We start from the raw sequence: 24,639 nt of genomic DNA, 5'->3' as shown, positions 1-24,639 counted from the left end.
AGGTGAAATAATAAAAAGGATGCATTACATGCATCCTTTTTATTCTGCAATTTTTTCTAAATTACCGTTTCGGTCCATTCGGAAAGATGTTTGAGAACGTTCTTCGTCATCCATGACTGCCAATTTACGAGCTCGGTTCATAATGTTCATAAGTGTTTCGTAATCTTCTTGTACAGTATGAGATTGCTTTTCTAATTTTTCTAGTTTCTTTTCTAGTTCCTCATTCCGAAGGATTTGTGCTTTAATTTCTTGTTTCAATCTCGTATTCTCGTTTTCAAGAGCTGTCACTTTTATATTTGAAGATCCGACTGTTTGTAAAAAATAAATAACATCTTGCATTGTCATAGAGCTTCTTGCAGCAGGAGCAGTAGATTCTTGATATGGAATAGCTTCTTTATATTGTACGATTGATTCTTCTTGTACTAATTCTTCATAATCAGTTATCGAATCTGAAGCTGGTGGTGTATAAAGTAAACGTTTTTTCGCTTGTTCACCGCTTGCAGCACGCATTTTATCTTTACGATGTTTTTTTGCTAGTTGAAGAGCTTGTTCATAGCTATAGCGAACAACAGCATTCCAGCGGAAACCACAAGCAGCAGATGTACGATTTAACTGATCCCCTACTTCCTCAAATGCATTTAATTGCGTACTTCCTTCTCTAACATGACGAAGTACCGTTTCAGCAAGTAATAAATCATCCTCATCTGTCCAAGCATCTTGTCTTACTTTCATAGATTCAACTCCCTTTCTTTTTATGAACTTCCTATTTTTATAATGGGCAAAAAAATAAACTTTTATACAAAGCTTTTAAAAATATGGTAGATTTCGATGAAAGGTAAAAATTTTCCCATGAATGGTGAGTACTTCTGTAGGAGAGCATATAAAATATGTAGCATTATGTAGAGAATAGGCTTTGTAGGGAAACTTGCAACGAGCTTCAAAGAGCGGTAAAATACCATTTAGTGTTTATTTTTAAACGTACTTGAGAAAAGTTTAAAATAGAGGAAGTGTTATATAATGGGAAACGAGTTTCGCGTGTGCGATGACTGTCAGGCAACGAACGTTAAAACGTTAGTTCCGAAGTTAAAAAAAGTAGATTCATGTGCAACGATTGAAGTTGGATGTCAGTCTTACTGTGGTCCTGGTCGTAAAAAATCATTCGCATTTGTAAATAACCGTCCAGTTGCGGCTCCAACAGAAGATGAGTTAATCGCAAAAATTGAAGCAAAGTTAAATAAGTAAGAAAAAGAAGAGTGAAAAGATTACTCTTCTTTTTTATGCCCATAAGAGGAATAATTTATTCTGCGAAAGTACTCTTGTGTGGACGAACGTTTTCTAAAGGATAGACACAACTTTTGTATTAAAATTCCAATTTATATAAATTTATATTTCAAAATAATGGTTGACAGTCTTTTAAAGCGATAGGTAGAATAGAAGTGTCTGATTCTGATAATCATTATCAGGAGAATAACAATTCACCTAATTTTTTTATTACTATTTGAGAATAAATTTCATTTCAATAAATATATGTTGTTAGTTAGGATGGTTGAGGGATGGAAGCGAGCGCAAACAGTATAGAACAGCAAGAAGAGAATGTTAAAGAGATTAAGAGCAGACCGCTTATCGCTTCTATTATTTTAGTAGCGGGTACAGTTTTGTTAGCTTTAAGCATGGCAGTTTCTATTTCTTTTGGGGCTGCAGATATTAGTTTAAAGACTGTATGGCAAGCTGTATTTCAGTTTGATGGATCTATTACACATCATAATGTAATTCAAGAGCTTCGCATGCCTAGAGCAATAGGGGGCGTAGTTGCAGGTGCCTTTTTAGCGGTATCAGGAGCAATTATGCAAGGTATGACGCGAAATCCACTTGCTTCACCATCGTTAATGGGGATTACAGATGGGGCTGTATTTGGAATTGCAATTATGTATGCATTTTTTCCTAATTCACCTTATTTAATGTTTGTTATCGCATCTTTTATTGGAGCTGCGTTTGGTGCAAGCATTGTATATGGAATTGGGTCTTCTTCACCAGGTGGATTAACACCTGTGAAATTAGCTTTAGCAGGTGCAGCTATTAGTGCTTTATTAGGGGCAATTTCATCTGGAATCGCATTGTATTTCAATCTTGCCCAAGAGGTAAGCATGTGGAATGCAGGCGGGGTTGCTGGAGTGAAATGGCAAAGTATTAATATGTTAGTGCCAATTGGCCTTGTTTGTCTTTTTATCGCAATTATGATGTCGAGATATATTACAATTTTGAGCTTCGGTGAAGAAATTGCAATTGGACTTGGTCAAAATACGACATTAATTAAATTTATCGGAACAGTACTTGTTCTTGTTTTAACGGGTTCCGCAGTTTCCATGGCAGGATCAGTTGGATTTGTTGGTCTTGTAATTCCGCATATGACTCGTTTTCTTGTAGGCTCGGACTATAGATGGGTTATTCCATGTTCTGCGGTCTTAGGCGGGCTGTTAATTGAATGTGCAGATATGTTATCTCGCGTTATTAACCCGCCATTTGAAACGCCAATTGGAGCAATTACAGCGCTAATTGGGGTTCCATTCTTCCTCTACTTAGCACGTAATGAAGGGAGAGGAAAGATGTGAGGACGAGTGTCTTAACAAAAAAGAACATTTCTATATTAACGATTTTAGTAGGACTAATCGTTTCTATATTTCTTATTAGTTTAAATACAGGAACTTTTAAAATCCCGCCAATGGACGTATTAAAGTCATTGGTTGGACTAGGGGCTGAAGATCAGTCTGTTATTTTATTTGAATTCCGTATGCCGCGTATGGTAATTGCTATACTAGTCGGATCTGCTTTAGCTATGTCAGGTGCGATTTTGCAAGGTTTATCACGAAATCCGCTTGCTGATCCAGGTATTATAGGTATTAATGCTGGAGCGGGATTAACAGTTGTTATATTCGTCTACTTCTTCTTCGGGAAAGTAGGGACTGGTACATTTTTATCTGTATTCATTCTTCCATTCTTCGCACTAGTTGGAGCGATATTAGCAGCGGTAATTATTTATTTACTAGCATGGAAAGACGGCGTTTCATCGACTCGATTAATACTTGTCGGTATTGCCGTTGCAGCTGGATTTGGAGCTGTTAGTTTAATTTTCTCTATGAAGATGACATCTAACGATTTTCGTTTTGCTACGATTTGGCTGGCGGGAAGTCTATGGGGTACAGATTGGAAATTCGTATTAAGTGTACTTCCATGGATGGTTATTTTCTTACCGCTTGCTATAAGTAAAGCACACATATTAAATGTAATGAACCTAGGCGATTCTACAGCAGTTGGCCTTGGTGTAAACGTAGAAAAAGAAAGACGTAAATTATTATTTATTGCAGTTTGTTTAGCAGGTGCATCTGTTGCTGTTGCGGGCGGAATTGGCTTTATTGGTTTAATGGCCCCGCATTTAGCAAGGCGCCTTGTTGGTGGTAAACATCAAATTATGTTGCCCACAGCAGCGCTAATAGGAACGTTTTTACTTTTATTCGCAGACGTAATTTCAAGAAGTGTATTAACAACTTCAGAAATACCAGTCGGTCTTGTTATTTCTGTAATTGGTGCACCATATTTCATTTATTTACTTATGAGGACAAAATAAAGGGAGGCTTTTCGTATGGCAACTTTAGCGGTGGATGCGGTATCTGTTGGCTATAATGAAGGTTTAATTATTGATGGTTTAACAGTTGAAATTCCGGAAGGGAAAATTACAACAATTATTGGACCAAATGGTTGTGGGAAGTCCACATTATTAAAAACGGCGTCTCGTATTTTGAAGGCAAAGCAAGGTACTGTTTATCTTGACGGAAAAGCAATTGAGAAACAGCCAACGAAAGAAATTGCAAAGAAAATGGCGATTTTACCACAAACTGCAGAAGTGCCAACGGGTCTTACTGTATTTGAGCTTGTGTCATATGGAAGATTCCCTCATCAAAAAGGGTTTGGCACGTTGAAAGAAGAGGATTATCGCTACATTAACTGGGCACTTGAAGTGACAGGAATGAAAGAATTTGCGAATCGTCCAGCAGAAGCGCTATCAGGTGGCCAACGTCAACGTGTTTGGATCGCAATGGCTCTTGCACAAGGAACAGAATTACTTGTATTGGATGAACCAACAACGTACTTAGATATGGCTCATCAATTAGAAGTATTAAACTTATTGAAAAAGTTAAATGAAGAAGAAGGTAGAACGATTGTTATGGTTATCCATGACTTAAACCACGCTTCTCGTTTCTCTGATCATATGATTGCATTAAAAGCAGGTAAGTTAATGAAACAAGGAACGCCAGATGAAGTTATGACAAGTGAAACACTTCGCAGTGTATTTGAGATTGAAGCTCAAATCGTTCCATGTCCAGTAAACTGTAAGCCAATTTGTTTAACATATGATTTAGCGATGATTAGTAATCAATTGCGTAAAAAAGCATAAGTAGAACCCCCTCGTAAAGAGGGGGGCTTCTAATGGACGTTGAGCTTCTTATATATGAATGGGAAGTTGAACGCCCGTTAGAATGGGTTATTAACAACAGTTAATAAATATATATTAATTAATTGTTATCTTTGTTTCTTATAGTTCATTGTAACTTATAAGATAAATACAGCTAGAAGGAGTGGGAACATGAAGAATTTTAAAATGGCACTATTAGCAATGGTACTAGTTGTGACTTCTGTACTATTTGCAGCTTGTTCTAACAAAGAAGAAGAAAAGAAAGCAGATGCAAAGACTGAAGAGCGCACTGTAAAACATGCAAAAGGGGAAATTAAAATTCCTGCAAACCCAAAGAAAATTGCTGACCTTAGTGGTTCAACAGAAGAATTATTAATTTTCGGTATGAAACCGGTTATTACTGCTAATACATCTCAAGAAAAAATTGATGCACATATTGAAAAGAAACTAAAAGACGTTAAACCAGTTGGTTCTGCTTGGGGCGATAAAATTAACATTGAAGCAGTAGCTGCTGCAAAACCAGATTTAATTCTTGTAAATAATCGTCAAGAAAAGATTTATGATCAATTATCTAAAATTGCACCAACAGTTATGTTAAACACTCCATTAGATCAATGGCGTCCAAAATTCGAAGAAGTAGGTCAAATCTTCGGTAAAGAAAAAGAAACAAAAGAATGGTTCAAAAAGTATGATGAAAAAGCAAGCAAATTACATGACAAAATCGTCGCTAAAACTGGTGAAGCAACATTTATGAAAATGGCTGCATATCCAAATGCTTTCCGCGTATATGGTGATTACGGTTACGGTAGCGTAATCTTTAATGATTTAAAACTACCAGCAGTTAAAGGTACACCAACTGATAAACCGTTAGTACAAGTACAAAAAGAAGCTTTAATCGATTACAACCCAGATTACTTATTCGTATTTACAACTGGTGACGGTTCTCAGCGCTTAAAAGAATTCCAAGAAGAATCAATTTGGAAAAACATGAACGCTGTTAAAAATAACCACGTATTTACAATTAAAAATGAAGACTTAAACAAAGGTTACTTCCCACTAGGGAAAGATATGATCTTAGACGAAGTTGCTGAATTCGTTTTAGGTAAATAATGTATAAAGGAAATCACTTTTACTTCGGTAAAGGTGATTTTTTCTTTTTATAAAGGGAATTAATACAGTCTTTCATTTCTTTCTGTTTCTCATTTCGTTTATAATATAAAGTAAGAATGTAGTAAAGAAAGGGGGATGTCGGAAAGTGGTATATTTAAACGACAAACTCAGCGAAACAAAAGTGTTTAAAGACCCAGTACATAAATATGTGCACGTGCGTGATCGTGTTATTTGGGATTTAATCGGAACGAAAGAATTTCAACGCTTGCGCCGTATTAAGCAGCTTGGAACGACATTTTTTACATTTCACGGTGCAGAGCATAGTCGCTTTACTCATTCGTTAGGTGTATACGAAATTATTCGTCGTATGATTGATGATGTGTTTGATGGCAGACCAAATTGGAATGCTGAAGATAGATTGTTATGCTTATGTGCGGCATTACTTCATGATGTCGGTCACGGCCCATTTTCTCACTCGTTTGAAAAAGTATTTTCATTAGATCATGAGAAATTTACGCAAAAGATTATCGTAGGCGATACGGAGATTAATGATGTATTAAGTCGTGTTGATAAGGAGTTTCCACAAAAGGTAGCAGATGTAATTGCAAAAACATCTACTAATAAATTAGCGATTAGTATGATTTCGAGCCAAATTGATGCGGATCGTATGGATTATTTATTAAGAGATGCTTATTTTACAGGCGTAAAGTACGGAAACTTCGATATGGAACGTATACTGCGTGTAATGCGTCCGTATGGGAATCAAGTAGTCATTAAAAATAGTGGTATGCATGCTGTTGAGCATTACATTATGAGTCGTTATCAAATGTATTGGCAAGTATATTTCCACCCGGTAACACGAAGTGCAGAAGTTATTTTAACGAAGATTTTACACCGTGCGAAATCACTGCACGAGAAGTATTATACATTTAAAAATCATCCTGTTCATTTCTATTCTTTATTTGAAGAAGAAGTAACAGTAGAGGATTATTTAAAGTTAGACGAGAACGTTATGTATTACTACTTCCAAGTATGGCAGGAAGAAGAAGATTCAATTTTAAGTGATTTATGCCGCCGTTTTATGAATCGAAATCTATTTAAATATGTAGAGTTTACAGATAAACACGGTTTAGATAATTGGATGGAATTAAGTAGTTTATTTAAAAAGATTGGACTTGATCCGGAGTATTATTTAGTAGTTGATTCAACATCAGACTTACCGTATGACTTTTATCGTGCAGGAGAAGAAGAAGAGCGTCTACCAATCCTACTTCTTATGCCAAACGGAGAACTTAGAGAGCTTTCACGTGAGTCGGATATTGTTGAGGCGATTACAGGTAAGAAAAGAACGGATCAAAAGCTATTCTATCCGCATGATTTAATCTATGAAGATGGAAGAAAAGGAAAATATAAAGAGAGAATTATTGAGTTGTTAGAAGGAAAGAAATAAGAAGCAGCTAATGGCTGCTTCTTATGAAAAAACTTGAAATTATTTGTCGCTTAAGCGTTTTCCGCCAACTGCATAATGGTTTTTAGACATTTCTTCGATGAAAACAACGATGTTTTCTTCAGGAGCACCAGTAGTTTCGCTTACTGCTGCTGTTACTTTCTCAGCAAGAGCTTTCTTTTGTTCTTCTGTGCGTCCTTCTAGCATTTTCACTGTTACGTATGGCATGTACAATCGCTCCTTTTATGTAAGTTACACTCTTATTATAGCGGATTATGGGGAAGAACAATCGAAAAAACAAATAATTTCTTTTTTTGACATATGGAAGAGGAGATGAAGCATGGATCAGTTATTTAGATACCCGTTGCACCAAATTCCTTTGGTAGCAATGGCCATTATTATCGCATTATCAGTTCATGAATTTGCACATGCATATGTAGCATATAAATTTGGAGACGATACAGCAAAGAGACAAGGCCGTTTAACGTTATCACCGATGGCACACTTAGATCCTATAGGTTTGATTGCAGTATTAATTCTTGGATTCGGTTGGGCAAGACCGGTTCCTGTTAACCCATATAACTTTAAAAGACCGCGTCTTGCAGGTATATTAGTTTCAATTGCAGGGCCGATTAGTAACTTAATTTTAAGCGCAATTGGTTTAATTATTTGGTATAGCTTAGTAAAATTTGGTGTATTATACTCAATTCCATCTGCAGTAGCAGATACGTTAGCTCAATTTTTCCAGATTTTTATTATGCTGAATATCGTTTTACTTGTATTTAACTTATTACCGATCCCGCCACTTGATGGGTATCGAGTTGTGGAAGATTTAGCGCCAGCAAATATTCGCGCGAAAATGACACAGTATGAAAAATACGGGGCAATTGCGTTATTAATTCTCGTTATTACACCGCTTAGTAATTACACAATTCAACCTATTTTCCAGGTAGTTATTCCGCATGTATTTGTATTTTTAGATAGCATCATTGCGCCTATTTTTGGCCTTTTATAATTTTTAAGTGAGGAGGATTTTACATATGACAGAGAAAAAGAAAAAAATCGGTTTTAATATCGTGAAAAATGATTCAACAGATGGACATGGTGGATTTGGTGTTGGGGCATTAAGCTTAGAAAACATTTCACCTGTATTTGTTGATGTACTAGAGAAAACTGCATTCGTTGATATTGGTGCGATGCACGCGCGTAGTACAGTAGAAAAAGGTATTAAGTTTTTAACAAATAAAGATGAAGTTCCAAACGGAAAACCATTTTGGCTTGTTTGGGTAACGATTGAAAGAACTGCGACAGGTGCGTATTACGCAGGTGTAACAGCTTGTGAAATGACAGTAGACCGTGAAATTCGCCGCGGATATAAATCACTTCCAGAGCACGTAAATAAAATGGATAAATCATTGAAGCGTCACATTATGGTTGACCATATGGATGAATCATCTAAAAAGGTACTTGGTACGTTCTTGAAAGAACATAATGAAGCGATTTGGAACGAATCTAGTGAAGAATTGCGCCGTGCATTATTAAGTGAATAAAAAATAGCTGACGGATGCCCGTCAGCTATTTTTTTTACCAAGGAAGATATTTTTTCCACCAACTTGTTTTTTTCTTTTCTTCAGTCGTTTTTTCAAATTCTTCTTTATCATCGACGTGATCCATACAATATTCAGTCGGTTCGGTACCTTTAGCGAAATACATTTTCACAGAAATAGGACAATTTTTTGTAGCAATTTTACCGTTCTCTGGATTGATATTAACCGCTACGACGTCACCTGGTTGTTTAAATTCTTTTTTTGGTTGTCCATCTAACCCTTTCTCCATCGTATCAGTCCATATTTTCTTCGCATATCCTTGTTCTGCTACGTTTGAAATAGATTTAGGTTGATCATATCCGACCCACACACCAGTTACGATTTGCGGAGTAAATCCGATCATCCAACTATCCGTTTCAGTAGAACCAGATTTGCCGGCATATGTTCTTGATAGTTTGGATAACATCGATTGACCAGTTACAGCAGCATAGCTGCTTAGTTTCTTATTAAACATACCGGTCATCATTTCTTCCATTACAAACGCTTTGCTCTTGTCGAGAACTTGTTTACTCTCTAAATGAGCATCGTATAATATATTTCCTTCATGATCCATAATGCGGCGAATGAAAGTAGGTTTTACTTCTTTTCCACCATTTGCGAACATGCTATAAGCGTTAACCATTTCAATTGGTTTTACTGGTGATGTACCAAGAGCTAGAGAAGGCACATCTTTTAATGCACTTTTAATTCCAAATTGTTTCGCTGTTTTTGCAAGCGCGTCATCGCCTAAAAACAAATTCGTTTTCACAGCATAAATGTTATCAGAGACTGCGAGAGCTTGTGCCATCGTTACGAAATCATCTGCATAATAATCTTTATAGTTCTTCGGTTTATACTTTGAAACGCCGTCACCTAAGGTGAATACAGTATATTCGCTTTTTAAGCGCGTAGCAGGCGTGAATCCTCGTTCTAATGCCGCATAATATAGAAATGGCTTAAATGTAGAACCAGGCTGACGAATGGCTTGTGTAGCCCTGTTAAATTGACTCGTAGTATAATCAGTTCCACCAACAAGAGCAGCCACTTCACCTGTCTTTGGATTCATAGAGACGAGAGCAGTTTGTATGTTTGTTGTGTCAGGTATGTGATCTTTTACAGCTTGTTCTGCTACAGCTTGTAGTTTAGGGTCTAGCGTTGTATAAATTCGCAAGCCACCCCGTTGTAAAGCTTGTTCGTCTAATCCAACATCACGAAGGAGCGAAGCTTGTACAGCATCTTGGAAATATGGTGCGACCTCTGCTACTTTTTTCGTATCTAATGAGGAAAAAGTTAGTGGCTCTTTCTTCGCTAAGGCTGCTTGTTGCTTCGTAATATATCCTTGTTCTACCATTTCATCTAATATGAGAGCTTGTCGTCCTTTCGCACGATCCTCTTTCAAAAAGGGAGAATAGACACTTGGCCCTTTCGGGATACCTGCGAGCATACTAGCTTCTGCTAATGTTAACTCTTTTGCCGTTTTATCGAAATATAGACGGGATGCAGCTTCGATGCCATAAGCGCCATGTCCGTAATAAATTGTATTTAAATATCCTTCTAAAATATGATTTTTATTATAATTCACCTCAAGGCGAATTGTGTACATTGCTTCTAATAGTTTACGTTTCCACGTTTTATCATGATCTAAGTAAAGGTTACGAGCATACTGTTGTGTAATCGTACTAGCACCTTGGACTTTTGCCATCGCTTTTAAATCGGCAACAATGGCACCAGCAATACGTTTCATATCGAAGCCATGATGTTTGTAGAATCGTTGATCTTCAATAGATAGTGTCGCCTCTTTTACATAAGGTGAAATTTCATTAAGAGATACATTGTAACGTTTTTGCATTTCATTACTTTGTCCTATAACAGTGTCATCATTTGCGTAAAAGACGCTTGTTTGCGGGACCGCAACAGGAGGAGGTCCCATAATTTTTGCAACTATAATAATAACAAAAAAAGAAAAAACGAAGAAAAGGACGCAAGAAAACATTGCGGTGAAGAAAAGACGTTTATATTTTTTAAGTTTTGGATTCATAGTTTGATCCATCTTTTTTCAGCCCCTCATTAATACAAGCGTTATTGTATTAGTATTGAGGGTTTTCATTTATTTTAAACAATGAAATTTCGAAAATAAAAAAGCCCCTTCCATTAAGAAAGGAGCTCAAAGGCACGTGCTGGCCAATCAGTAATGATGACATCTACACCATAATCAATCATAGTTTGTAAATCTTTGTATTCATTAATTGTATACGGACGGAAAACATACCCTTGCTCTTGTGCTAACTGCACAAATTCTTTCGTTAATAACTGGAAGTTTGGATGTAATCCATTTGCTTCTCTATGTTTTGCTTCGGCAATTGGATCAGCAAGTGGTGTATCATATAAAATTGCTCTTGGGATTTCAGGAGCAATTTCTGCTAATAATGAAACAGAGTCATGGTTAAATGATGAAAATACAATTTGATTAGAAAGATGATATTCACGCACAAGTGCAACAGCTTTTTCCTCAATATTTGGGTAATGAATAACATCTGTCTTTAATTCAATATTTAGTTGTAAGTTCGTTGTAGAAAGCCAAATGAAAACCTCACGCAACGCTGGGATTTTTGCTTCATGGAAAGAAGGGTCTTTATAGCTACCAGCGTCCAATGATTGTAGTTCCTCTACCGTTTTTTCCGAAACAAGTCCAACGCCATTTGTTGTACGATCGACGGTTTCATCGTGAATTACGACAAGTTCACCATCTTTTGATAAGTGGACATCGAGTTCAATTCCGTGAGCGCCAATGCGTTCTGCTTCTTGGAAGGCAATCATCGTATTTTCGGGATGTGTTCCTTTTACTCCGCGGTGAGCGAAAATAAGTGGTTTACTCATGTGAAATTCTCCTTATTATCTCTTTTCTTTCATTATGAAACTGCTTTAGGGAAAATACAATTGAATATGACAAACATTTACAAAAGTCTAACAGTTGCACAAAAGTTAACGTTAACGTAAAATGTAATAATCAAGTGAAGGGAGGAATAAACATGTATAAAATTGATGAAGTAACAAAGCAAGTTGGTTTGACAAAACGTACACTTCGTTATTATGAGGAAATTGGTTTAATTCATCCCCCTGAACGTAGTGAGGGGAACATTCGCCTGTATACAGACGAGGATATCGCCAGAATTAAAAAAATTGTGGAAGCGAAAGAAGTGTTAGGAATTACGCTTCAAGAGATGCAGCATTTTTTATCGTTAAAAGAAAGAATGGAGCAAAGAAGAAGTAGTGAAAATCCTCGTGACCGTGAAGTGATTCAAGAAATTAAAGAGATGCTTGAACAACAAGTGCAAACGTTAGACGAGAAAATGGAGCAAATGCAGCGTGTAAAGGCAGAGCTTGAAGATAGCTTACATCGTGCAGTGACATTTTTAGAGAGCACAAAAGGAGAATGATCAAAATGGAGAGCAAACAAAAATTAGGGAGATTGATTACAGTGGTGGCTACCTTCCTTGCCTTTTCGGGTATAGGGGTAGTCGACCCAATTTTACCAAGCATTGCTGAACAAATTGGTGCATCGCATTGGCAAGTAGAGATGTTATTTACGGCATATATTTTAACGATGGCAATTATGATGTTACCAGCTGGAATATTCGCATCGAGATTTGGTGATAAACGAATGATGACGATTGGTCTTGCGATCGTGACTATATTTGCGTTTATATGCGGTATATCGCAAACGATTGCTCAATTATCTCTTTTCCGCGCAGGATGGGGATTAGGAAATGCGATGTTCTTCGCAACGGCGATGACATTATTGATTGCATTAAGTAAAGAAGTTCATGAAGCAGTAGGATTGTATGAAGCAGCTATCGGTTTAGGGATGGCAGGCGGACCGTTATTAGGCGGGATATTAGGTGGACATTCTTGGCGCTACCCATTTTTTGCGACGAGTATTTTAATCTTCTTAGCATTTATTTTAGTTTTCTTTTTTGTAAAAGAACCGGAGCGAAAAGTGAAGCGTAAAGCGGCAGGCGTAGGAGAATTACTTAACTTAGTTAAATATAAACCGTTTATGCAAGGTGCGATTTCAGGAATGTTATACTACTACGGATTTTTCGTTGTGTTAGCATATTCACCACTTATTATGCATTTATCTGCTATTCAATTAGGGTTTGTGTTTTGCGGATGGGGATTAGCGTTAGCTTACGGTTCTGCAATTTTAGCCCATAAGCTAGAAGGTAAATATGAGCCGAAAACATTGTTGAAAGGAAGTTTACTCGTATTTGCGCTTTTCTTAATTGCGCTATTCTTTGTAAAAATTATGTGGTTACAAATTGTATTAATTGTTCTATCAGGATTAGCATCTGGATTAAATAATGCATTATTTACAAGTTATGTAATGGATATTTCACCTTATGAAAGATCTGTTACATCAGGTGTTTATAACTTCGTTCGTTGGTTAGGTGGTGCAATTGCGCCAATCTTATCAGGGGTCATCGGTCATACTGTTTCACCGCAAAGTCCGTTTTTAGTCGGTGGAATTGTTGTATTAGTTGGTTGCGTAATGCTTTTAATTCCGATTCGAAAACCGGTAGAAATAGAGAAAAAGGCCCTTTCTTAAGAAAGGGCTTTTTTTATGCATAGATATTGGAGCCCTCTGACTAAAATATATTTTCGCTATTTTTTTACTTTTAACTATACTTTTTGGATGTTTTGTTTTATTTTTGTTAGGGGACATTAATGATGTCCCTATTATAAATTTGCATTGAAAGGCGTGATTGTACGATGGAACTATGGTTCACTGAAAAACAAACAAAACATTTTGGGATTACGGCGCGTATTAACCGCACATTACATACGGAGCAAACAGAATTCCAAAAATTAGATATGGTTGAAACGGAAGAGTTCGGAAACATGCTTATTTTAGATGGCATGGTTATGACAACAGAAAAAGATGAGTTCGTTTATCATGAAATGGTAGCGCACGTACCTTTATTTACACATCCAAACCCTGAAAACGTATTAGTTGTTGGCGGCGGTGATGGCGGTGTTATTCGTGAAGTATTAAAACACCCAAGTGTAAAGAAAGCAACTCTTGTTGAAATCGATGGAAAGGTAATTGAGTACTCTAAACAATACTTACCATCAATTGCAGGCGCATTAGATAATGAGCGTGTAGAAGTAAAAGTAGGAGATGGCTTCCTACACATCGCAGAGAGCGAAAATGAATATGACGTAATTATGGTAGATTCTACTGAGCCAGTAGGACCAGCAGTAAACTTATTTACGAAAGGTTTCTACGCTGGAATCTCTAAAGCGTTAAAAGAAGACGGTATTTTCGTTGCACAAACGGACAACCCTTGGTTTACACCAGAATTAATTACAACTGTGTTTAAAGACGTAAAAGAGATCTTCCCTATTACTCGTTTATACACAGCGAACATTCCAACTTACCCAAGTGGTCTTTGGACGTTCACAATTGGATCTAAAAAACATGATCCATTACAAGTAAGTGAAGAGCGTTTCCACGAAATCGAAACGAAATACTACACAAAAGAATTACACAACGCAGCGTTCGCATTACCAAAATTTGTTGGCGATTTAATTAAGTAAGAAAATCGCGTTTGAACAAATAAAGTGTGAGTAGCTCATTTAAGGTGTTTGTCCAGAAGACTTGAACATGCTAGCTACTTACACTCCTGTAAAGAAAATCGTCTTCTTGTTATGAAACAGAAGACCCGGTAAATCGAGAAAGAGGAGCAATGCGCTCCAAATTTGAGAAATAGTGAAAGGTTGGGATACCTTAAGTTCCACATAAGGAGGAAAAGAATATGCGTTTTGATGAAGCTTATTCAGGTAAAGTATTTATTAAAAGTCATCCAAGTTTTGAAGAGTCAAAGGTAGTTATTTATGGGATGCCTATGGATTGGACAGTAAGTTACCGTCCGGGATCTCGTTTTGGCCCTGCACGTATTCGTGAAGTATCAATCGGTCTTGAAGAATATAGCCCGTATTTAGATCGTGAACTAGAAGAGGTAAAATATTTTGATGCGGGTGATATCCCATTACCATTCGGAAACGCACAACGCAGCTTAGACATGATTGAAGAGTATGTATCAAAACTTTTAGATGCCGATAAGTTTCCACTAGGTCTCGGCGGTGAGCACCTAGTGTCTTGGCCAATTTTTAAGGCAATGGCAAAAAAATATCCGGATTTAGCAATCATCCATATGGATGCTCATACTGATTTACGTGAGTCGTATGAAGGGGAGCCTTTATCCCACTCTACACCTATTCGTAAGGTGTGCGATTTAATTGGTCCGGAAAACGTATATTCTTTCGGTATTCGTTCTGGAATGAAGGAAGAATTCGAATGGGCAAAAGAAGTAGGTATGAACTTATATAAATTTGACGTATTAGAACCGTTAAAAGAAGTATTACCGAAACTGGCAGGACGCCCAGTTTATGTCACAATTGACATTGACGTATTAGACCCAGCTCACGCTCCTGGAACAGGAACGTTAGAAGCTGGAGGTATCACATCTAAAGAATTATTAGATTCCATCGTAGCAATTGCAAATTCAAATATAAATGTAGTTGGAGCAGACTTAGTAGAAGTAGCTCCAGTCTACGACCATAGTGATCAAACACCAGTCGCAGCAAGCAAATTCGTGCGGGAAATGCTGCTCGGTTGGGTGAAATAAAAGTGAAGCCGACTGTTTAGACCCGGTGACTAAGGTTCTTTCTTGCAAAAGGTGCTTTTTACCTTTTGGCAGGGAAGGTTCTTAGACGCAAGGGGCTAGGAGACGTAACTGGATAAAATAAAAGCGGAAGCGGCTCGCTCAGAATGTGAGGGGGATGGAGCTTCAGACGTAGAGGCGCTTTTTGCCTCGAAGGAAGAAGCGAAGCCACCAATCATTCTAGCCGCTGCAGCTAGATAAAATAAGAGCCCTCTATATGATTAGAGGGCTCTTATTTTGTCGTTATGTGTCGGTAAGTCGATATATTGAAAAAATCGCCGATATAATTCGAGTTGCGCCGATATATTAAAAAAACCGCCGATATAATTCGAGTTGCGCTGATATATTGAAAAAACCGCCGATATAATTTCATTTGCCGTTACGCAACACAAAAAAAAGCTATTCTCAAACGATGGGAATAGCTCTTTTTCTTATGCAACCTTCTCTTCCGAAGTAACTTCGCGAATTTCATCAGCAGAGCGGATTGGATATTTACGGAACACAATAGATCCAATGTATCCGACAATAGTGGTAACGATTCCACATAATATAGCAGCAATTGTTACTTTTACAACGTCATTAAATCCGAATAGGACAAGAAGACCTGGAATTGGTGATGCTGTTCCTGGTGCATTATTAACAAGCTGGAATAGCGATGTAATAATACCGGCAAGTGCACCGCCAACGAAATTTGTCATATAGATTGGAATTGGATTTGCTGAGACAACATCGGCTTGTGTTAAAGGCTCGATTGCTACAGCAATTGTATCTTTCTTTGAACAAATTTTTAATCGTTTAAAGAAAATAAAGTTCATCGGGGCTGAGGCCGCAACGGCAAGACTACCAATCGCCATTGGTAAACCTGTTAATCCAAGCATTGCAGTTAGTGCCATAGAACTCAGTGGAGAGGTAGAAATAACTGTTATTAATCCACCAAGCATAATACCCATAATGATAGGACTTTCTGTAGTTGCAACTGAAATCATAGAACCGATTTTACCGAGTGTTGCGTTAACAAGCGGATCCATAAGCATTGCCATTCCGCGTGAGATTGGTGCAGCGATAAATAGGATTGCTAAAAATTCCACGCCAGCTGGTAATTTCTTTTCGAGAAATTTCACGACGAAAGCACAAACGTATCCAGCGAAAAATCCTGGTAAAATACCGAATCCACTAGTAGCGATACCAATTAAAACAGCGTATACGGGGGAAACACCGATTGCTAATGCGACTAAAATCGCTGCTGCGACACCGCTCATACTACCGGAAGCTTCTCCTACTGATTGTAAAAAGTCATTATGAAACATTTCTCCACCTATATAACGGTGAAATGCTTCAATAAGAAAACTTGCGATTGCTGCATTAGCTAAAGCACCCATCGCCTTCATTCCATAAGGCGCACGGTAACTAAAAAGTGTAAATAGACAAAGTACAACAAGTAATAGTGCTAAACCTTGCAAGATAGCCATTTGAAAACTGTCTCCTTTGATTTTTGTAATAAAAATTCGTATCATTCAATAATAATATAAAAGTGTATGAAACGGAAAAATTTTTTCTTGGGAACTTGCTGTAAGAAAAATCCCTTACAATAATGTAAGGAAAGTGTAAGACTTTTAGATAGAGTATAGTATGCTCTTTTCCGTATAATACAAGTATAGATATAATACTAGTGAGAAAGAAGTGCAAACAGGAGGTTCATGTATGAAATTGGTAATTAAAGTTTTAGCTGTATTCGCCATTATTCTAGGTGGAACAGCGTATTATTTGAACACAAAAACAGAAGGTGTACATGCTTTTGTAGACAACTTCTTTTCAAATAAAGAAATACAAGATTATTATGCGGTTATAGATAAAGGTGAGAAAAAAGACGGAGAATACTTGTATACTTTTAAAGGGTATACAGAAGACGGAAAGTTACAGATCATTAAAAGAATGATGAACCGTGAATTGCATGCGGGGGCGTTTATAAAAATTTATGCAAAAGGTATGCAAGGAAAAGGATGGGCTGAAATCCCGAAAGAATCTATTCCACAAAAAGCGTTGGAAAAAATAGAAAAACCATAAAAGGAGCGACTCATTCGCTCCTTTTTAGTGCGTTAAAATAGTGATAGATGTTTTTTCCTTGTTAGAAATAATTTTTGCACGTCCACCAATTGGGAAAGTGAAAATCGGGGTTGTATGCCCGAAACTTGCGTTTGCAATGATAGGAATATGTGCAAGTTCAGGTTTTGAAGCAATCATTTCTTGAATGTCTTCTATCGTACATTCTGCACCTTTTTGCATCTTTCCTATAACGATTCCCTTTATGTATTCAAAATCTTGCTGCTGCATAAGGGAATGTAAATAACGATCAAAAGTTTTAAGAGTAGATGTTCCAGTTAAACTATCTTCTTCAATAAATAAAATTTTGTCCTTTAAATTTGGCATATATGGTGTACCTTGCAGTAAGTTAAATGTGCTCATATTGCCACCGATAATATCTCCTGTAGCTTCTCCTTCCTGAATTGAAACGTATCCTTTATTTTTAATAAATTCTCGATTTTTCTGATCTATATACCAAGAATCATCGCTCCATGTTTCAGATGGCAGGACTTCAATAGGCTCATTAGAAGTTAAGCACTTTAAAAAGTAATCGGTTGTATACTCGAGCCCTTTCTCCATTCCAAAGGAAGAGAAATGGGGTCCTGAATATGTAACGAGACCTGTTTTTGCGTAAATTGCATTATTTAAAGCAGTAATATCTGAATAACCACAGAAAAATTTCGGATTTTTACGAATTAGATCATAATCGAGATGTTTCAATAAACCATTGGAGTTGTATCCGCCAAGTGTCGTCAAAATAGCTTTTACATTAGGGTCTCTAAATGCTTTATGGAGGTCTTGAATGCGGGAAGAAATAGAAGAGGAAGCAAATCGATCTATCTCATCGGCATATTTTGAGAATGTAACTTGAAAGCCCATGTCGGTTAATCTTTTTATAGCAAATTTTTTATTTTCATTTGAAACAATACTTAAACTACACGATGGTGAAATCACCCGTATTTCATCACCCTTTTTTAACTTTGTTGGTATCACTATATTCACCTCTTTAATTGAAAGAATATTTAGATTTAAAAAATATTTTATCATATAAAATAAAGTAGAAGTGAATTATTTTTTGAAATGGAGTTTTCCTGATTTTTCAGCAGACAGACAGAGTCTTTTTTTGATATGATAGGAAAAGTGATTTATTATAAGTAGTATTTAATATCTATAACATTTGAAAGGTGTGCAAGACGTGGAGAAACAACTTGCAGGCTTGCCGGTACACGTTCATTTCGTAACAGAAATCCGTGAAGGGGCGAGGAAGGAAACCGTTGCTTTTGAAGCAAATGGTCAATACTATGTAAAAGGTCAAGGTACATATGTAACATTCCAGGAGCCGAACGAACAAGGCGAAGTGAAAACAATTATTAAAATTCAAGATGAACAAGTTCTCATTATGCGTTCAGGTGCTGTTTCTATGCGTCAGACGCATGTGAAAGGTGAATGGACAACTGGTACGTATACGAGTGAACTTGGTACGTTTGCATTGCAAACAAAGACTGATAACGTTCTTTTTAAATGGTCGGATGAAAAGAAAAAAGGACAACTCTTCTTAACTTACGCATTGCTTCTAAGTGAACAAGAAGCTGGCAGATATACTATTACAATTAATTTGAAGGAGGCAAAATAATGAATTCCTTAGAACAAGTAAAAGGATTGATTAAAGAAGAAATTCAGGCTGCTGTATTAAAGGCAGAATTAGCGACAGAAGAACAGATTCCAAACGTTGTATTAGAATCTCCAAAAGATAAAACAAATGGTGACTTCTCTACAAATATGGCAATGCAACTTGCACGCGTTGCGAAAAAAGCACCTCGTATGATTGCAGAAGAACTAGTTGCAAACTTCGATAAAGCAAAAGCTTCTATTGAAAAAATCGAAATCGCTGGTCCTGGTTTTATTAACTTCTATATGGATAATAGCTACTTAACAGATTTAATTCCAACAATCGTAAACGCTGGTGAAGCTTACGGTGAAACGAATACTGGTAAAGGTGAAAAAGTACAAGTTGAGTTCGTATCTGCGAATCCAACAGGTGACCTTCACTTAGGACATGCACGTGGTGCGGCAGTAGGTGACACTTTATGTAACCTATTAGCAAAAGCAGGCTACGATGTATCTCGTGAGTACTACATTAATGATGCTGGTAACCAAATTCATAACTTAGCTCTTTCTGTTGAAGCTCGTTACATGCAAGCTTTAGGCTTAGATAAAGAAATGCCAGAAGACGGTTATCATGGTGCGGATATCATTGGAATCGGTAAACGTTTAGCTGAAGAATTCGGCGATCGTTATGCGAAAGCTGATGAAAAAGAAAGTTATGAATTCTATCGTGAATACGGTTTAAAATATGAATTAGCAAAACTTCAAAAAGACTTAGAAAGCTTCCGTGTTAAATTTGATGTATGGTTCTCAGAAACATCACTATACAAAAACGGAAAAATCGATCAAGCTCTTGCTGTATTAAAAGAGCGTGAAGAGATCTTTGAAGAAGACGGCGCAACTTGGTTCCGTTCAATGACTTACGGCGATGACAAAAATCGTGTATTAATTAAAAACGACGGTTCTTACACATACTTAACGCCAGATATCGCGTATCACCGTGATAAATTAGAGCGTGGTTTTGATAAGTTAATCAACATTTGGGGTGCTGACCACCACGGTTACATTCCTCGTATGAAGGCTGCTATTCAAGCACTTGGTTACGATAAAGACACGCTTGAAGTAGAAATCATCCAAATGGTACAACTATATCAAAATGGTGAAAAAATGAAGATGAGTAAGCGTACGGGTAAAGCAGTTACACTTCGTGAGCTTATGGAAGAAGTAGGCGTGGACGCAATGCGTTACTTCTTCGCAATGCGTAGCGGTGACTCTCATTTAGACTTCGATATGGACTTAGCTGTATCAAAATCTAATGAAAACCCAGTATACTATGCACAATATGCTCATGCTCGCGTATGCAGTATCCTTCGTCAAGGTGAAGAGTTAGGATTAGCTACAGGCGGAGATGTGAACTACAAGCTTGTTACTTCTGAGAAAGAAGTAGAGTTACTGAAAAAACTTGGTGAATTCCCAGCTGTAGTTGCGGATGCAGCACAAAAACGTCTGCCACACCGTATTACAAACTATGCATTTGAATTAGCAGCAACATTACACAGCTTCTACAATGCAGAAAAAGTATTAAACCAAGATAACGTAGAATTAAGTAAAGCTCGTTATGAATTAATGAAAGCAGTACGCACTACACTTCAAAATGCATTAGCAATCGTAGGAGTATCTGCACCAGAAAAAATGTAATGAAGAAAAGCGGAAGCGGCTCGTTTAGAATAGGAGGGGGATGGAGCTCCTGACAGAGAGGTGTACTTTGCCTCGGAGGAAGGCGCGAAGCCACCGAGTATTCTAGCCGCTGGAACTGGACAATAAAGAAAAGCGGAGCCGATTGTTTAGTCCCGAAGGCTAAGGTTCTTTCCAACAGAAGATGCATTTTATCTTCTCGTGAGGAAGGTTCTTAGACAGAAGGGGCTAGGAGGCAGAGCTGGACATGAAGAAAAGCGGAAGCGGACTTTCGTTTTTAAATAAAAGGCAATCACACGATGTTGTGATTGCTTTTTTATGTGGAGATAATAAAAAAAATTTATCAAACAAAAGGGGAATTTGCGTCGTCTTATATAAATGACAGGAGGCTTATGATGGAAGAAAAGATAGAAGAATTAATTGATATATATAAGCAGCAAATATATTCCTTATGCTATAAGTTAGCGAAAACGAAAGAAGATGCGGAAGATATTTTTCAAGAGACGTGGATAAAGGTTTTTTCATCAAGGCACCAACTTTCTTATGTGGATAATTATAAAAAGTGGATTACTACAATTTGCGTTCGTACATTTTATGACTTTTACCGCAAGAAGAAAAGATGGAAAGATCGCGTCTTAGATTTATTTCATAAAGAAGATGGTGGAGAAATAGATTTCGCAGATGATGTGAATATATCAGAAGAATTTATTCAAAAAGTGGAAGCGGAAATGATACGGGAAGTTATACAGCTATTGAATGAAAAATATAAAACCGTGCTCGTACTCTACTATTATGAACAATACTCTTATAAAGAAATGAGCGAAATATTAAATATACCGATTGGTACAGTGAAATATCGCCTTAATTATGCGAAGAAGCAAATGCGAGAACATTTGGAGGGGTTCGTTTATGACAGAAGATAAATTTGAACAGAAGGTAAAGAGTAGCTTAGCAGAAGAGATAACTCCAAGCGAAGAGCTAATAAATAACACGAAGCAGGGCGTGCGAAAGGCTCAGAAGTTAGAGAGGAAATGGATGATTTGCATTCACACCATTTGGATTGTTTTGTTAACAATTGTTATAGAACAATTTATCACTCATTTGGATCATAAAATTCCTATGCTGATAGCAAGTGTGATTACGATGCACGTATACATTCCGATATATGTTGTAATACAGTCGTTTTTAAAGAAGGAGTATAAATTACATGATAGAGTTCGCTAATCCATTTTTAGTATTTGAGATAGCTGGGATTACAATGTTTTTGGCTTTTATAGCACTTTTAATATGTGTTGGGTCATGGGTATATACAGATGCTAAAGCACATCAAATGAGCAAAGGATGGAGTATTTTAGCAGTTATATTACCATTCTTTATTGGGTTTTTATTATATATGGCAAGAAGAAGTAAAAAGAAGGTTGAAGGAGAACGTAAGGTGAATTTTGTTAAAAAACAGAAAGTAACATTAGTTGCGATATTGGCAAGCACAATGTTTGTATTACTTAGTGGTTTTACTTTTGCACAAACGTTAGATGATGCGTGGAGAGCCGGAGATATATATTTAGCAAATGAGAAGCAAGGGAAAACAAGTTACGAGGCAAAATTCTCATCATGGGATATTGCCGGTAAGGATATTGAATTTCAGTATGAAAAGGATACAGAAGTGACATTTTCTTATGAGACAGATGCAAAACGAGGAAACTTATGTTTTAGTGTGTATGAAAGACAAGGAGAAGGTATAAAAGAGTTAAAGGAAATTTGTGAATCGAAAAAAGGTACTTTTACAGTTACTTTAAAAGCAAATGAGGAATATGTATTGAATATAAGCGGATTAAAAGTAAAAGATGGATTTGTAAAAGTGAATTGGGAAGAGAAATAAAAGGGTCCTATAAAGGACCTCTTTTCTATTGAATAGTATAAGTAACAGAAAAACTAACAGGACTATAGTAAACGTAAGGTGCATGAAATTGAACGTACATATTTCCATCTGTTTTTGCAGTGAAAATTCGGCCGTAACCATCAGAATAACGTCCAATAAGGTTATGATTTGAGTCATAAACACTGTAACTAGGAGTTTTGCTGTTAGGTTGAATTGTTAACTCTTGTCCCTTTTGAAGGACAACAGGTTCTTGTTCAGAACTACCTCCAGTTTGCAAAGAATAAAATTTTGTAAAGCTTTGTTCTTGAGCGGCAGCAGCGACTTTTGTTTCAGGAATAAACGCGGTAGCGCCGGTAATTCCTGCTAAAGTTAACGCACCTGCTAAAATCATTTTTTTCATAATAGAAAAAGCCTCCTTATAAGTTGTAATCGGTATTGTTACAGTTGATATTGTATACGATAATGAGTAGGATAAAATATGCTTTTATGCATATATATTTTTTCTCAATAAAAGACCACTGATAAAAATCAGTGGTCTTTTATTGATTAAGCAGCTTTCTGTTCAGTTTGAGTAACAGGTTTTTGAAGCGAGTTATAAACACCTGTTCCGATAACGTCTAATGCCATTTTCATTCGTTCAGGTGAAATATTTTCTAATACGTTATCTTGAGGTGTATGGTATACCTTCTCAATATGATAGATTAATGGATTCCAACTATCGACACCCATCCAAATGAATAGAGCAGCAGGAATACCAGCTTCAGCAAATGGAACATGATCACTAGAACCGAATTTACCTTGTAGGATGAGGTTATTATTTAGTTGTTTACCTGCTTGCAAGGCAGCGTCTGTTACAAAGTTTGTAGAGCCATCAGGTGTCATAGCGTATAAATTCTTTGCTTTATCATAATTTGTTGCAACCATGTCGGCGTTAAAGACACCTAAAATACGGTCGCGTTCTTTTTGGGATAGACTATTCACGTAATAATCCGAACCAAGTAATCCAGTTTCTTCAGAACCAAAGGTAATAAAGCGAATTTCTTTATCAGTTTCTACATTTTGAAAAGCACGAGCTAGTTCTAATACTAATCCAGTTCCAGAAGCATTATCATTTGCGCCAGGTGCTCCGACAACACTATCATAGTGCGAGCTTACAACGACTGCTTTTTCATTACCTGTACTCTTTTTTGGTTTCTTTTTGGCGATAACATTTAGAGATGTTAATTTAGATTCATGTCTCGCTTTTAGGGAAAGAATTGTTGTCCCTTTTTTAACGATTTCTTCTTTAAATGCATTTCCTTGCGCATAAGCAAGACCAAAGACAGGGATAGATTGCTTTTTCATTAGGCGGGGATTGAAGGTTTGTCCATAATTTCCGCGTCCGCCAATTAAACTGTATAAAAGAACACCTTTTGCACCTTTGCTAACAGCATTTTCAACTTGTTTATTATAGTCGGTAACTGTCGTTCCTCTTTCAAATAAAACAATTTTACCGTTTACTTCATTTGGAATATCTTCTAATTTTGTCCCACCTTGAACAAAGATAAGGGGAGCTGTAACAGCTTCTGTAGAAATTAGTGCATTAGGAGCAGCACCAGCTTGCCAATTACGTTTTGTTGATAGGGGTGATTCAATGAATCCAACGTATTGATCGGGCACCTGAAATGGTTGATATTCTACTTCATAGCCCATTGATTTAAGCTGCATACCAATATAATGAGAAGCCCATTCTTCGGATTTTGTTCCACCGGGGCGAGGACCAATTGTTTCAGATAAGAAACGAACATGTTCAATCGCGCGGTTTGGATCAATCTGTTTTGTAATAGATGGAGTTTGTGTAACCTCTGACGTGGAATCCGCTTTTGCTTGCCCAATTGGAGCTAAGCTAACAGCAAGTGATACAGCAAGCAAAGAGCTTACTATTTTTTGTTTCAATGATTTTCTCATTTTTTCCTCTCCTATTCTTCTATTCTCTCTGACTGACAAAAGAAGACGGATAATGACTTTATTTTACCTTCACACCTTTTATTTTTCAATATTCT

At 36.9% G+C, this 24,639-nt stretch carries 26 protein-coding genes; 18 read left to right on the top strand and 8 right to left on the bottom strand.

Translation table 11 applies throughout. The features are described 5' to 3' along the window. Nucleotides 1-39: 39 nt before the first annotated feature. Nucleotides 40-732, bottom strand: coding sequence for an RsfA family transcriptional regulator (locus tag ACTFR8_RS26955; protein ID WP_000868358.1), 693 nt, complete (start codon nucleotides 730-732; stop codon nucleotides 40-42). A 285-nt stretch (nucleotides 733-1,017) separates the two neighbouring features. Here ACTFR8_RS26955 and ACTFR8_RS26950 point away from each other — a divergent pair, with 285 nt between their 5' ends. From ACTFR8_RS26950 to ACTFR8_RS26925, 6 genes are all read left to right on the top strand, one after another. Continuing rightward, nucleotides 1,018-1,242, top strand: coding sequence for a DUF1450 domain-containing protein (locus tag ACTFR8_RS26950; protein ID WP_000526078.1), 225 nt, complete (start codon nucleotides 1,018-1,020; stop codon nucleotides 1,240-1,242). A 311-nt stretch (nucleotides 1,243-1,553) separates the two neighbouring features. Next, complete coding sequence (locus ACTFR8_RS26945; protein ID WP_000388273.1) at nucleotides 1,554-2,609, top strand: FecCD family ABC transporter permease; 1,056 nt, start codon at nucleotides 1,554-1,556, stop codon at nucleotides 2,607-2,609. Further along, complete coding sequence (locus tag ACTFR8_RS26940; protein ID WP_001260757.1) at nucleotides 2,606-3,622, top strand: FecCD family ABC transporter permease; 1,017 nt, start codon at nucleotides 2,606-2,608, stop codon at nucleotides 3,620-3,622. The genes ACTFR8_RS26945 and ACTFR8_RS26940 overlap by 4 nt, the downstream gene beginning before the upstream one ends. A gap of 15 nt (nucleotides 3,623-3,637) precedes the next feature. After that, nucleotides 3,638-4,450, top strand: a complete 813-nt coding sequence (locus ACTFR8_RS26935) for an ABC transporter ATP-binding protein (protein WP_000212069.1) — start codon at nucleotides 3,638-3,640, stop codon at nucleotides 4,448-4,450. A 189-nt stretch (nucleotides 4,451-4,639) separates the two neighbouring features. After that, complete coding sequence (locus tag ACTFR8_RS26930; protein ID WP_000787724.1) at nucleotides 4,640-5,578, top strand: ABC transporter substrate-binding protein; 939 nt, start codon at nucleotides 4,640-4,642, stop codon at nucleotides 5,576-5,578. A gap of 145 nt (nucleotides 5,579-5,723) precedes the next feature. Continuing rightward, nucleotides 5,724-7,028, top strand: coding sequence for an HD domain-containing protein (locus ACTFR8_RS26925; RefSeq protein WP_000262731.1), 1,305 nt, complete (start codon nucleotides 5,724-5,726; stop codon nucleotides 7,026-7,028). Between the two features lie 39 nt (nucleotides 7,029-7,067). Here the strand turns inward: ACTFR8_RS26925 and ACTFR8_RS26920 are convergent, their stop codons facing one another. Beyond that, nucleotides 7,068-7,253 (bottom strand): 2-hydroxymuconate tautomerase, encoded by a 186-nt coding sequence (locus ACTFR8_RS26920; RefSeq protein ID WP_001147171.1) that lies wholly within the window; start codon nucleotides 7,251-7,253, stop codon nucleotides 7,068-7,070. A 112-nt stretch (nucleotides 7,254-7,365) separates the two neighbouring features. Here ACTFR8_RS26920 and ACTFR8_RS26915 point away from each other — a divergent pair, with 112 nt between their 5' ends. Further along, a complete protein-coding gene (locus ACTFR8_RS26915) occupies nucleotides 7,366-8,040 on the top strand; it encodes a site-2 protease family protein (protein WP_000372455.1) in 675 nt (224 codons plus the stop codon). A gap of 25 nt (nucleotides 8,041-8,065) precedes the next feature. Then, entirely contained in the window at nucleotides 8,066-8,575 is a 510-nt protein-coding gene (locus ACTFR8_RS26910; protein WP_000136678.1) for a YwhD family protein, read from the top strand. A gap of 34 nt (nucleotides 8,576-8,609) precedes the next feature. Here the strand turns inward: ACTFR8_RS26910 and ACTFR8_RS26905 are convergent, their stop codons facing one another. Then, the gene (locus ACTFR8_RS26905) at nucleotides 8,610-10,661 is read right to left on the bottom strand and encodes a transglycosylase domain-containing protein (protein WP_252209745.1); all 2,052 of its coding nucleotides are present in this window, start codon (nucleotides 10,659-10,661) and stop codon (nucleotides 8,610-8,612) included. Between the two features lie 101 nt (nucleotides 10,662-10,762). After that, the gene (locus ACTFR8_RS26900) at nucleotides 10,763-11,488 is read right to left on the bottom strand and encodes a glycerophosphodiester phosphodiesterase (protein WP_252209744.1); all 726 of its coding nucleotides are present in this window, start codon (nucleotides 11,486-11,488) and stop codon (nucleotides 10,763-10,765) included. Between the two features lie 152 nt (nucleotides 11,489-11,640). On the opposite strand from ACTFR8_RS26900, the gene ACTFR8_RS26895 reads away from it, so the two are divergent. The 4 genes from ACTFR8_RS26895 (at nucleotide 11,641) to speB (ending at nucleotide 15,300) form a co-directional block, all read left to right on the top strand. Then, nucleotides 11,641-12,048, top strand: coding sequence for a MerR family transcriptional regulator (locus tag ACTFR8_RS26895; RefSeq protein ID WP_004412988.1), 408 nt, complete (start codon nucleotides 11,641-11,643; stop codon nucleotides 12,046-12,048). 5 nt (nucleotides 12,049-12,053) lie between these two features. Beyond that, the gene (locus tag ACTFR8_RS26890) at nucleotides 12,054-13,217 is read left to right on the top strand and encodes an MFS transporter (protein ID WP_252209743.1); all 1,164 of its coding nucleotides are present in this window, start codon (nucleotides 12,054-12,056) and stop codon (nucleotides 13,215-13,217) included. A 164-nt stretch (nucleotides 13,218-13,381) separates the two neighbouring features. Continuing rightward, nucleotides 13,382-14,209: a polyamine aminopropyltransferase gene (gene speE, locus ACTFR8_RS26885; RefSeq protein ID WP_000424698.1), complete on the top strand. Its 828-nt coding sequence runs from the start codon at nucleotides 13,382-13,384 to the stop codon at nucleotides 14,207-14,209. A 218-nt stretch (nucleotides 14,210-14,427) separates the two neighbouring features. Further along, complete coding sequence (gene speB, locus ACTFR8_RS26880; RefSeq protein WP_001209831.1) at nucleotides 14,428-15,300, top strand: agmatinase; 873 nt, start codon at nucleotides 14,428-14,430, stop codon at nucleotides 15,298-15,300. Between the two features lie 467 nt (nucleotides 15,301-15,767). Here the strand turns inward: speB and ACTFR8_RS26875 are convergent, their stop codons facing one another. Continuing rightward, a complete protein-coding gene (locus ACTFR8_RS26875) occupies nucleotides 15,768-16,805 on the bottom strand; it encodes a PTS sugar transporter subunit IIC (RefSeq protein ID WP_098536837.1) in 1,038 nt (345 codons plus the stop codon). Nucleotides 16,806-17,037: 232 nt separating this feature from the next. Between ACTFR8_RS26875 and ACTFR8_RS26870 the strand changes: the two genes are divergently transcribed. Continuing rightward, nucleotides 17,038-17,400: a YxeA family protein gene (locus tag ACTFR8_RS26870; RefSeq protein ID WP_000779919.1), complete on the top strand. Its 363-nt coding sequence runs from the start codon at nucleotides 17,038-17,040 to the stop codon at nucleotides 17,398-17,400. 24 nt (nucleotides 17,401-17,424) lie between these two features. Here the strand turns inward: ACTFR8_RS26870 and ACTFR8_RS26865 are convergent, their stop codons facing one another. Next, nucleotides 17,425-18,411 carry a S66 family peptidase gene (locus ACTFR8_RS26865; RefSeq protein WP_000613231.1) on the bottom strand — a complete coding sequence of 329 codons (987 nt, stop codon included), beginning with the start codon at nucleotides 18,409-18,411 and terminating at the stop codon, nucleotides 17,425-17,427. A gap of 202 nt (nucleotides 18,412-18,613) precedes the next feature. Here ACTFR8_RS26865 and ACTFR8_RS26860 point away from each other — a divergent pair, with 202 nt between their 5' ends. The 5 genes from ACTFR8_RS26860 (at nucleotide 18,614) to ACTFR8_RS26840 (ending at nucleotide 22,597) form a co-directional block, all read left to right on the top strand. Continuing rightward, nucleotides 18,614-19,051 carry a DUF1934 domain-containing protein gene (locus ACTFR8_RS26860; protein WP_000414867.1) on the top strand — a complete coding sequence of 146 codons (438 nt, stop codon included), beginning with the start codon at nucleotides 18,614-18,616 and terminating at the stop codon, nucleotides 19,049-19,051. Continuing rightward, nucleotides 19,051-20,721 (top strand): arginine--tRNA ligase, encoded by a 1,671-nt coding sequence (argS, locus tag ACTFR8_RS26855; RefSeq protein WP_001086445.1) that lies wholly within the window; start codon nucleotides 19,051-19,053, stop codon nucleotides 20,719-20,721. The genes ACTFR8_RS26860 and argS overlap by 1 nt, the downstream gene beginning before the upstream one ends. 392 nt (nucleotides 20,722-21,113) lie before the next feature. Continuing rightward, nucleotides 21,114-21,641, top strand: coding sequence for an RNA polymerase sigma factor (locus ACTFR8_RS26850; RefSeq protein WP_000391479.1), 528 nt, complete (start codon nucleotides 21,114-21,116; stop codon nucleotides 21,639-21,641). Then, the gene (locus tag ACTFR8_RS26845; protein ID WP_000133820.1) at nucleotides 21,628-21,942 is read left to right on the top strand and encodes a hypothetical protein; all 315 of its coding nucleotides are present in this window, start codon (nucleotides 21,628-21,630) and stop codon (nucleotides 21,940-21,942) included. The genes ACTFR8_RS26850 and ACTFR8_RS26845 overlap by 14 nt, the downstream gene beginning before the upstream one ends. Then, nucleotides 21,926-22,597 (top strand): anti-sigma factor, encoded by a 672-nt coding sequence (locus tag ACTFR8_RS26840; RefSeq protein ID WP_252209742.1) that lies wholly within the window; start codon nucleotides 21,926-21,928, stop codon nucleotides 22,595-22,597. Before ACTFR8_RS26845 ends, ACTFR8_RS26840 begins: the two co-directional genes overlap by 17 nt. A 25-nt stretch (nucleotides 22,598-22,622) precedes the next feature. Here the strand turns inward: ACTFR8_RS26840 and ACTFR8_RS26835 are convergent, their stop codons facing one another. After that, nucleotides 22,623-22,997, bottom strand: coding sequence for a hypothetical protein (locus ACTFR8_RS26835; protein WP_252209741.1), 375 nt, complete (start codon nucleotides 22,995-22,997; stop codon nucleotides 22,623-22,625). Nucleotides 22,998-23,143: 146 nt separating this feature from the next. Continuing rightward, on the bottom strand, nucleotides 23,144-24,544 hold the full coding sequence (locus ACTFR8_RS26830; protein WP_100619718.1) for a M28 family metallopeptidase: 1,401 nt from the start codon (nucleotides 24,542-24,544) through the stop codon (nucleotides 23,144-23,146). Between the last annotated feature and the right edge of the window lie 95 nt (nucleotides 24,545-24,639).

Source organism: Bacillus cereus group sp. MYBK15-3, from assembly GCF_051916765.1.
Classification (GTDB): domain Bacteria; phylum Bacillota; class Bacilli; order Bacillales; family Bacillaceae_G; genus Bacillus_A; species Bacillus_A cereus.
This window is presented reverse-complemented; position numbering and strand designations above follow the sequence as displayed.